Below are 9,693 nucleotides of genomic sequence, written 5' to 3'. Positions count from 1 at the left end.
AGCTGAGGCCGGTCAAATTGAAAAAGGTGAAGAAATGGAATGGTTTATTGAAGACAGAGACACCTACGTCTTAAAACGTTTAAACAAAAGCAAATCACTAATATCCAAATAGATAACCTAATTAAGTTGACGCGTATGCCTGACAGGGTTTGGAACCCTGTCAGGGTTGGTGCGGGGTTTAACTATTCCCAATGGCTTCAATCATAATTGAAACTATTTGTATTTTTGTGCAAAACTTCATTTATGAATACAGATCACATCAAGACCTTCAGCGAATACAAAAAGCCTTACATCAAAAGGCAGCATCTTATCGAAAGGGTGTCGCCATTTATAGGCAAAGACATTATCAAAATTTTTACAGGCCAACGCAGGGTGGGCAAGAGCTATATGCTTTTTCAAACCGGCGATCTGATCCTTGAACAATTTCCACAAGCCAACATCATTTACATCAACATGGAGCTGGCAGAGTTCTGTTTTATCCACGACAATACCGACCTCATTGAATACGTGGAAACAAAAATCACCGGAAACCGGGATTGCCTCTTTATTGATGAAATTCAGGATATTGAGCACTTCGAAAAAGCCCTGCGCAGCCTGCTTGCCCGCGGCGGGATTGATATTTACTGTACAGGCAGCAATGCCGAACTGTTGTCGGGCGACATTGCCGGATATCTCAGCGGCAGGTCGCTCGAAATTGAAGTTTACAGCTTAACCTATCCCGAATTCCTCTCTTTTCATCAATTGAACGAGTCGGGCGAAGCTTTTCTGAAGTACCTCCGTTTTGGAGGTTTACCCTACCTGATCCACCTCAGCCTTGAAGATGATATTATTTTCGACTACCTGCGAAACATTTATGCCACGATCCTTTACAAAGACGTCGTAAACCGCTATAAAGTTAGAAACATACATTTCCTCGAGCAATTGGTAAAATTTCTGGCCGACAATACAGGGCAACTCTTCTCGGCAAAGCGAATCAGTGAGTATCTGAAATCGCAACGGGTCAACATTTCCGTTCAGGTGGTGCTCAATTACCTCAATTTCCTGACGAAAAGTTATATGATCTTTCAGGTTGGCAGGGCAGATATCAGGGGCAGGAAAATATTTGAAACCGGCGAAAAATATTATTTTGAGAATATTGGCCTTCGAAATTCTGTCATCGGATTCAGGCAGTCAGATATATCGCAAATCCTCGAAAACATTGTCTTTATGCATTTGATTGCAAAAGGCTACAAAGTATCGGTGGGCAGCCTCGATGATTTTGAGATTGACTTCGTGGCTGAAAAGCACGATGAAAAAAAATATTTCCAGGTTACCTACCTGATGACCGACGAAAAAACTACCCTTCGCGAAACCGGCAATCTTCTTAAAATAAAGGACAACTATCCAAAATACATCATCAGTATGGATCAACTGCCCGCTTCCAACTTCGAAGGCATCATGCAAATGAACATCAGGGATTTTTTAACTGCTGATGGTATTCTTTGATCAAATTGGATTGCTGACAAACCCGCTGCTTCCCCCCGGCCCCCTAAAGGGGGAGTATTCTCACTTCGGACGAGATGTTGGATTGCTGGTTAGCTCGCTGCTTTGAATTTGATGGTTGGATTGTGCGCGGGTTCGCCCCTTTAAGGGCAGGGGGTGCGGTGGAATTGTGCGCCAGCTCGCCCCTTTAGGGGATGGGGGTGCGGTAGGCTGGTTGGCTCGCTGCTTTGAATTGGATTGTGCGCACGCTCGCCCCTTTAGCGGAAGGGGCGCGGTGGGGAGCGATTGTGGCTATTTATTGTGCAAGGGTGAAGCGCATGGTGATACCACCATTGGTTGTGGAATTTCGATACTGTGAAGAAACATACGGGTTGTTGATCACTTTATCGAAGAAGAGCCTCAGGCTTAGCCTTGTATTGACCGTGTAATCTGCCGATGTGTTAATTGAAAGTACTTTTTGCCCGCTCGAAACCTGGTTAATGTCTTCGTCGATCCTGCGGAGGATCGTCTTATTTGACCGGATGGAGAAATCCGCCCTGATGTTGAGGTCGCTTTTCACATTTTGCCGCTGTCCGGTTCCACCACCGGTGGTTGATCTGATGGCAAACTGTACATCTTTGAATCGATATCCCAGACCAACCACATATTCATCGGTTCTCACTTCCGTAAGCTGATTATTTACAAAACTCAGCGAAAGGTTTCTGGCTTTCTTCATCTCAAACTTTGTCATCAGACTGTTGAGCCAGGTCAGGTCGAAAGTGATCAGCGGATTAAACTGTTCAACAATACTCACCTGCGCAATCTGCAATTCAGCGATAAAGTTGTTGTTTATGTCAACGGCCGAGGGGGCGCCTTCACTACTTTTATACAGCAGGTTGTTCTGGAACGAACCGATGCTGTAAGTGGTTCGGTAGCCATGAGTGATCGTTAAACTTCGAAGGTATTTTTTGAAAGGTTCTATCCGGGCGAGGCCATTGTATGTAACTCTCCAGTTGAGTTGGGGAATTTTCGGCATAGCCTCCAGCTTATAAGAGTCCGGACTTTTATCTGTGTAAGCCGACATAAAACTGTAAAGAATCACATCTTGTTGCGTTGGGCCGTATCCTTCGGGGAAACCCGTAGAATCTACCACATTGCCGTTCCAGTTTGGATTTTCCATGGCCAGCCTGAAGGCGATATCTTTCCGGTTTATCTTGAGTTGCTCAAAGTTGGCATTCTCATCTTTCTCATTATCTTTTACCCAGGCCGTATTCCAGGTGAAGAAGGACATACTGAAACTTCCCTGGTCGGTTGGGGAGAACGAGTTAAAACTACCTGTGGGGTCAGCTTTGAAATACTCCTGATGGACCAGGCTGTATGTTCGGTCAGCGCTGATCTCAATCTTGAAATCAGTGAAGGGTTCGATGGTTCCCCTGAAATTTATTTGCTCGTTATATTTGGTAACGTAAGCTGTATTGAGCAGCGTGTCGGTTGTGATCCATCCGTTTCTGACGGCATCACCCCGGATATCGCGCTGACTGCCAAAGACAAACGCAGCACCCGGCGCATTCAGATCCCAATTGTTCCCCACAAGGCCTGCTTCGGGAATAAATCCTGGTAAAAATATCCCATTCCCCTGTGAATAAGCCAGTGAGGCTCTTTTGAAACTGGTAATCAACTTGAGTAAGGTATTGCCGGCAATTTTGAAGTATTCGGGTCGGGCTTTGGGGACAGTGTCCTGCTCGGCTTTCTTGTCGGTCTGTGGTGTTCCCGGGCGTTGCATCCCTCCGGGGGAGGCAGGTCTTTTAGGGGTATTTGCCGCCTTAAGGAATGGCACTTTATCATATAAGCGATCAAGAGACAGGTTACCATTGAGTTGAATCGTATTTGAGTTTTCGATTTGATTACCCAAACGAACCTGCAGGGATCGCGGTGACGCTTGCCAACGGTAATTGGTCTGGTAGCGTGCGGTGGCATTTACCCAGTCCAGTAATGGGAATTTCGAAATTGGTATCGTGTAATTCAACCCTAAGGTATGGAAATAGTTGGTTTTACTACCCAGTTCTCTGAGCTCCCTTTTTACTTGTTCCCGTTTGATTTCATAATCAGGGTCATCTTTTTCGATGCTGCCCGGCAATTCATCAATATATGACATTACATCAGCCCGGTAATCCATGCGCAGTGAAGTGGCAAAATCCCAATTCACGGCAAAATTGCGCAACCAGTCCCACTTTTTCAGGTAGGTGGGTTCGATGATCACTTCATATTGGCTTTTATTTCGCAAAAGGCGCTGGCTGTATTCACGGTTCATATCTGTCCGGAATGAAAGTAGTTTTGGCACCAGGTAAAAATTGAAGTCCTTGATCAGCGCAAAGGCCTTTGGGTTAAAGAGTTTGATTGAAGAAAAAGGTTTATAGTTTTTGGGATTATTGTTGAAATTATAGCCAATTCCACCAAAGTACTTCTTCTGTTCATCATACTCGAGGTCAACATTTCGGGCAAAAATTTCGGAGTAGGAATAACTAAAACCCCAGTTTTCGATATCGTAGAAATTGGATTTTGTGGATGCACCTGTCTTCGTTTTGCGCATATTAATGAAGTTGATGTTCTTGCGCATCACATAATCTTCATTCAATTTGGTGATAGAGTCACGATCATTAGGGTCATCATAAGTTTCCAGATCGTCGTTGAGTAAAATATCAGGCTCGAGCAAATTGTATTTTGGGACAAACCTTGATTCGGAATAATCGAAGTGCATAGGGATCCGAATTCCAAATTTCTCGGGAAAAAATTTGCCCAACTCGAGGTTGGTGGAAAAATCCCAGTTTTTGGTGAATTCTTTTGCTCTTTCGCTGGTTTTCTTTTCGATGCTTCCAAAACCGGGCGTACTGTAGAGCCCTGATAGCGATACGTTTCCAAAATCAGAAAGATCGGTACGCATGCGTGCAGTAGCTGCAAATCCACCCTGGTTGTTGAAATCGGTCAACCGAAGTTCGTTCACCCAAATCTCCGCACATTTTGGAAGCCCGTCGTCACTACCGGTGAAAGAGGTTTGTTTAGGATTCCGCACACCAATCATAATTGCCTTGATACTGCTCAGGTTTGGACTACCAAGGATGGTCACTTTATTTGGTCCGTCGAATGTGAAATAGGGCATGGTTTGAAAAATTCCTGACCCCGGTTGCCGCATCTGGGTATTGCGGTCCAACTTGAATTGAACAAGTCTTTCCAGGTCAATTCTCATCCGGTTTTCATCTGGCCAGATTAGCTCAGGGTCGTTGAGAGAAGTGTACCATGGTGTGAATTTCAATGGCACTTCATATTCATAATAGTTTTGTGTGAGGTCAGAACCAAAACGCACGAAGAGGGTAAGATCGCCATCGTTCAACTCCTGTTCTTCGATGAGTTTTTCGGCATGCACATACATTTCGATAAAACCGTAGTCCCTGAAATCAAAATCAGTAGTTTTATAGGCGCCACGCGCGTCGCCATCAATCAGGTTACAAGTCCGTAATACCATCGATTGCTCGTTGAGCTGCTGCAGATTGGTGGTTCCCAGGTTCACCTCGCGTTCAATCCCGGGGGGGATTACGTAAGGGATCGGGCTTCTTTTTCCGTTTTCTTCAATGTTGATTGAAAGAATGTCGAATGAAGTTTCACTCTGGATGTCGTTGGGAATATATTCGCCGGGCGAAAGCAGGTCGTAACGGTATCTTCTCCATTCGCCCCTGACCAGCTCCAGTGTGGCAAAGCGAAGCACTGTAGTGCTGTCAAAGTCCTTCATAAACATCCTCATAAACCGGATTGACTGGAAATCCTGGATTCCGCCAACGATCTTCTGGGGGTCGCGTACCGGAATTTTGAACTGGTACCATTTCACCTCCCCAATCTGGCCATTGGGAAGCCTGATTCCCTGGGCAGTGTAAACATCGGAAATAAAATTCTGACCCACATTCATGGTCATGGGATCAATTTCCACTTTGTACTGAAAATAACGTTCGCCTTCGCTCAATGTGTTATCGCGGTTGATATCCTCAGCATTGGGAATTGTTGTGGCCGCGGTAGGATAGGATTCAGGGTTCTGTTCTTCGGTGGGTGAGTTGCCATCGGGGCCGTTATACTGTTTATATCTTTCCAAAATGCTCGAAAAAGACGGGTCATTGTCAAAATCAGTCCCTCTGAAATAATGATAATTATCTGAGGATGGGTCAGCGACAGCATTGCGGTAAATTTCGGAATCGGTTCCATATAGATTCGCTATATTCTGCAGAAAGTCAGACCCGAAAAAGGAGCGCTCATCATCATCGCGCAGACCATCCAGACCAACGTCCTGGTAAACGCGCGAACCGGCAACATTACTGAAATTATCGACCAATGCCTGAAGCGATGGAACCCGCCCCCAGATAGTGGTGTCAACATTTTCGACTTCTTCGGTGGGAGGAAGACCATGTTCGAAACTTTTACGTCCGTCGCGCAGGATATCTTCAGAAATATCCCCAAGGTTGAAATACAGAGAGCCCGTACTGTTTTGTCCTTCAACAAACGGATCCATCATCCAGAACTCAATATATTCCACATTCGTAGCTTCAAAGTTAGATGATTCGATACGCCTCATTATCCCACCCCATCTGCTTTCAGGTTCTTTTAAAGTACCATCCTCATTTACTCCGGCAGAATATCCCGCAGCGCCACCAAGATCGTAGTTATAAGGTCCACGCATAGTTGGGTAGTAGGCTAAGTTAAGTATCGGGATATTGGTTGGGATGCCGTTTGGAAGATCTTTGTTGGGGAAAACTTCCGTTTCGAGCACCTGCCTGACCAGGTGGTTGGAAAGTTCATTCAGGTCAATATTATCAGGCCTCAGGCTCCCTGTTTCGTCATAAAACAAAGGATCGATGATATACCAGGCCAATTTTGCCCGGTTAAAACCATAGGCCAATCCTGTATTTGGCGCAGCTTCGGGGAATAAACCGGGGCTTTCCTGCTTTTGCGGGGTGCTTGAAAGGTGCCAGAACGCGATATTCTTGAGGTCAATGGTCGATTTACTGGCTTCAAAATCATCGATATAAGAAGTTCCGGTCTTACCGATAACTTTGGGGTGACCAGGTATGAAATGGGCAAATTCACCGTCAATGGTAACCCTTGAGTCCTCTTTGGCAGTAAGAAATGGCAGCTTATCTACTATTTTGGTAATAAACCGGGATTGGGTCTGGTATGCCAGGTCCATACCCCAAATTGTATTGGATATGGGATCGTTACCATAATTGACTTTTTGGGTTAAAGGTCTTTCGGTAAGGTTTAGGATTGTACCTCCGATGTTGAAATTTTCATTGATCCGGTAATCAATGTGGGTTCCCATCAGCCGCTTGGTCTGAATATTGAAAAATGACTGGGCTTCCATCGAGATGTTGATCGGTGTACCTGAGTTGAGTACCCCTTCGTTCATAATTCTTACCCGGCCAAGTGTATAGTCAACCGTATAGTCTACATTCTCGACCAACGGAACACCACCTGCTGTCACCTTTACCGAGCCCTGAGGAACATTTAAAGCATTGAGCGATATTTCGGAACCAGAGGAGGATTTATAAAATCCTTCCAGCATAAATTTGTTCTTTTCGGGGTATTGTTGTGCACCATTCTTGGTTAGGGTATAAAGTGAGTCGTAAGCAAACTGGTCGGCGATATTATCATCACCGATTTGTTCACGGAGATAACTGCCGAACGGTTCAAGGACGGTGAAATAAATCCTTCCGTTCGACCCCTGGATGGTTCCTCCCTGGGTAGCAGCGTTGTCGAGGTAGTCGAAAATCCCGTCGTAAGGTGGATTTAACTGCGGGTCGAGATTGTCGAAGTTTAAAACCCTGATCAGTGGAATTCCGCTGGCGGCCCCGGCATCGGTGAGGTAGCTGGTAGGGACTGCGTTTTCGTTACCCGAATAAAGAATATTGAGGATAAAATCTTTGCTTTGCACCTGGTAAGCGCCAATGGCATAGACGTTTTTCATCATCAGGTCCCACACCGGAACATTGGTGCTGAGAATATTGCTCTTTAACAATTTAACAACGAGGTTTTTGGGAGAATCAATCCCCTGATCCGAAAACTCCCCAACCTGAAAAATGGTAGTATCTCCGATTACATTGTATTGATAAGCTACAGCAAGCACCTGGTCAGGATTTAGTGTAGTGTTGAGAGAGATGAATCCAAGCTTACTGTTAAAAGTGTATTCATTTTGGCTTAACTTGCGCGCGCTTTCAACTTTTGCACCATCTATTCCGGCAACGAAAGAAAAGGGTGGACTGGTCAGAAGCGAAGCTACAGTATTGATGTCCCTTAATTGCGCCTCATAGGGGAGAAGCAACTCCATCAAGTTATTGGAGCGATACATATCGGGATATAAAGTCGCTGGATAACCTGTGATACTGGGACTATAGGGATCACGCTCTCCAAGATCCTGGAATGCAATAATATTCCTGTTTTCATTCACGGCAGCGCCTATGTTGGTCACCCAAACTTCAATTTTTGTAATGTTGATGTTTGAACTGATGATAGGCAAATCAGAGAGGGCGAAATCGAAATTATCGCGGAAATACTGCCCAAGCAGGAAGTGCTTATTTTCTTCATATTCATCGGAGTTGAGTAAAAAAGTATTGGCCTGCCCCCCACCCTGAACGGTGATATTCTGGGTTTCACTTTTTTGCTCGGAATAAATGGCCGTTACTGTGGCACGACCAAACTTCAACTTTGTTTTGATCCCAAAGAGCGCCTGGCTACCCGTAATCAAAGTGCCATTAAGCGGAAGCGTAACATTACCGGCCTCAATTAACTGGATGATTTCGTCCTCTTTCCCCTCATATTTCAGGTTGAGCTTGTTCTCAAATTCAAAAGTCGCTTCGGTGTTGTAGTTGGTTTCAAATTGAATTTTATCCCCGATTTTTGCCATCACACTCATCTGGATACGCTGCTGGAAGTCGAAGTTGACAACATTCTGCTGCCTTACATTTAGGGTGGGGTCATCCCTCCGGTTGGCCAGCACCCCGAAAGTAAGTTCGGCAGATCCTTGCGGCCGGATGTCAATGGTTCCTGATCCGAATATCTTTTCAAAAACCTCTCCTCCAATATAAATCTGTGGGATGATGCCGGTACTTGAAGCGCCACCGCCGGCCGTTTTTGCACGTTCAAGCCAGTATTGTTGCAAAGCCCGTTCCTGATCCCATTTCATGTACTCGCCCATAGTCATGGTGTAAGGCATACGGTAATCCAGGTTTCCAGCACGCTGTCTGATAATGTATTCACCTGTCTCAGGGTCGTACTCTACCTCTGATTTGATATTTGATGGGTCGTTGAGAAAAAGTGGGGATTGCGGCTTTGGTTCTGTGATGTTTGCAGGCTGATCCCTGAATGGATAAATCAATTCAACCGAGTCGCCGGCCGGAGAAAAGTATTGATAGAGGGGCAATGGAAAACCCCGGTCATGGTTTGCTGATGGTCGGTTAATACCTGCCACCGAGATCAGAACCAGGGCTAAAAAGAACAGTAGATATGTTGATTTTCGGATCAAAAATAGCTTTACAGAATTTTTAATGCTTCCTTAATTAAAACTTCAACGCTGAGGTCGGAATTATTTTTCAAGATTGCATTTAAAGCTTTTTCAGCTGCCTGTTTTCCAAACCCCAGCGTAGTCAGACCAATTAACGCCTCTTCTTTTCGTGTATTGTGTGCAATTCCCAAATATTCAGGGGCTGAAACTTCCTTCCCGATCTTATCCTGAAGCTCAACGATGATGCGCTGTGCGGTTTTGTTTCCAATGCCTTTAACCCCCTTCAAAACATCCAGTTCGGCCAGGCGGATCGCTTCGATAATTTTGTTAAATGCAAGCGACGACAACATCAGCATGGCGGTGCTGTTACCAACTCCGGAAACTGAAATGAGCATGCGATACAACTGGCGTTCAGCTTTATCAAAAAAGCCATACAATACAAATCCAGTCGGAGTGGTGGCCTCAATTCTAAATGCAAGATGGGTGTAAAGTTTAACTTCGTCGAGATCTTTGACAGAGGTAAATGTTTGCAATGAAATATTGATCAGGTAGCCGGTTCCGTTTTGTTCCAGAATAACATACGCCGGGTTTTTTTCAACCAGTTTTCCTTTTAAATATTCAATCATGGGTTCTCGTCTTTCTTCTTTTTGAACATAGTAACTGCAAAGGCAAAAGTATATTATTTCTGATTTTGG

Annotated in this window: 3 protein-coding genes; 1 reads left to right on the top strand and 2 read right to left on the bottom strand. The window is 44.9% G+C overall.

The features are described 5' to 3' along the window. Positions 1-243: 243 nt before the first annotated feature. Positions 244-1,485, top strand: a complete 1,242-nt coding sequence (locus IH598_09170; protein MBE0638680.1) for an ATP-binding protein — start codon at positions 244-246, stop codon at positions 1,483-1,485. 292 nt (positions 1,486-1,777) lie between these two features. On the opposite strand, the gene sprA is transcribed toward IH598_09170, so the two are convergent. Together sprA and ruvA are read right to left on the bottom strand one after the other, a co-directional pair. Then, positions 1,778-9,019, bottom strand: a complete 7,242-nt coding sequence (gene sprA / locus IH598_09165; protein MBE0638679.1) for a cell surface protein SprA — start codon at positions 9,017-9,019, stop codon at positions 1,778-1,780. An 8-nt stretch (positions 9,020-9,027) separates the two neighbouring features. Continuing rightward, positions 9,028-9,624, bottom strand: coding sequence for a Holliday junction branch migration protein RuvA (gene ruvA, locus IH598_09160; protein ID MBE0638678.1), 597 nt, complete (start codon positions 9,622-9,624; stop codon positions 9,028-9,030). Between the last annotated feature and the right edge of the window lie 69 nt (positions 9,625-9,693).

The sequence above is a fragment of the Bacteroidales bacterium genome, from assembly GCA_014860585.1.
Classification (GTDB): domain Bacteria; phylum Bacteroidota; class Bacteroidia; order Bacteroidales; family 4484-276; genus RZYY01.
The sequence above is the reverse complement of the archived record's forward strand: the minus strand, read 5'-3'. Positions and strand labels throughout refer to the sequence as shown.

Coding starts and splice junctions, on each gene's coding strand:
- ruvA (MBE0638678.1), bottom strand. CDS start 9,624: ATGATTGAATATTTAAAAGGAAAACTGGTTGAAAAAAACCCGGCGTAT.
- IH598_09170 (MBE0638680.1), top strand. CDS start 244: ATGAATACAGATCACATCAAGACCTTCAGCGAATACAAAAAGCCTTAC.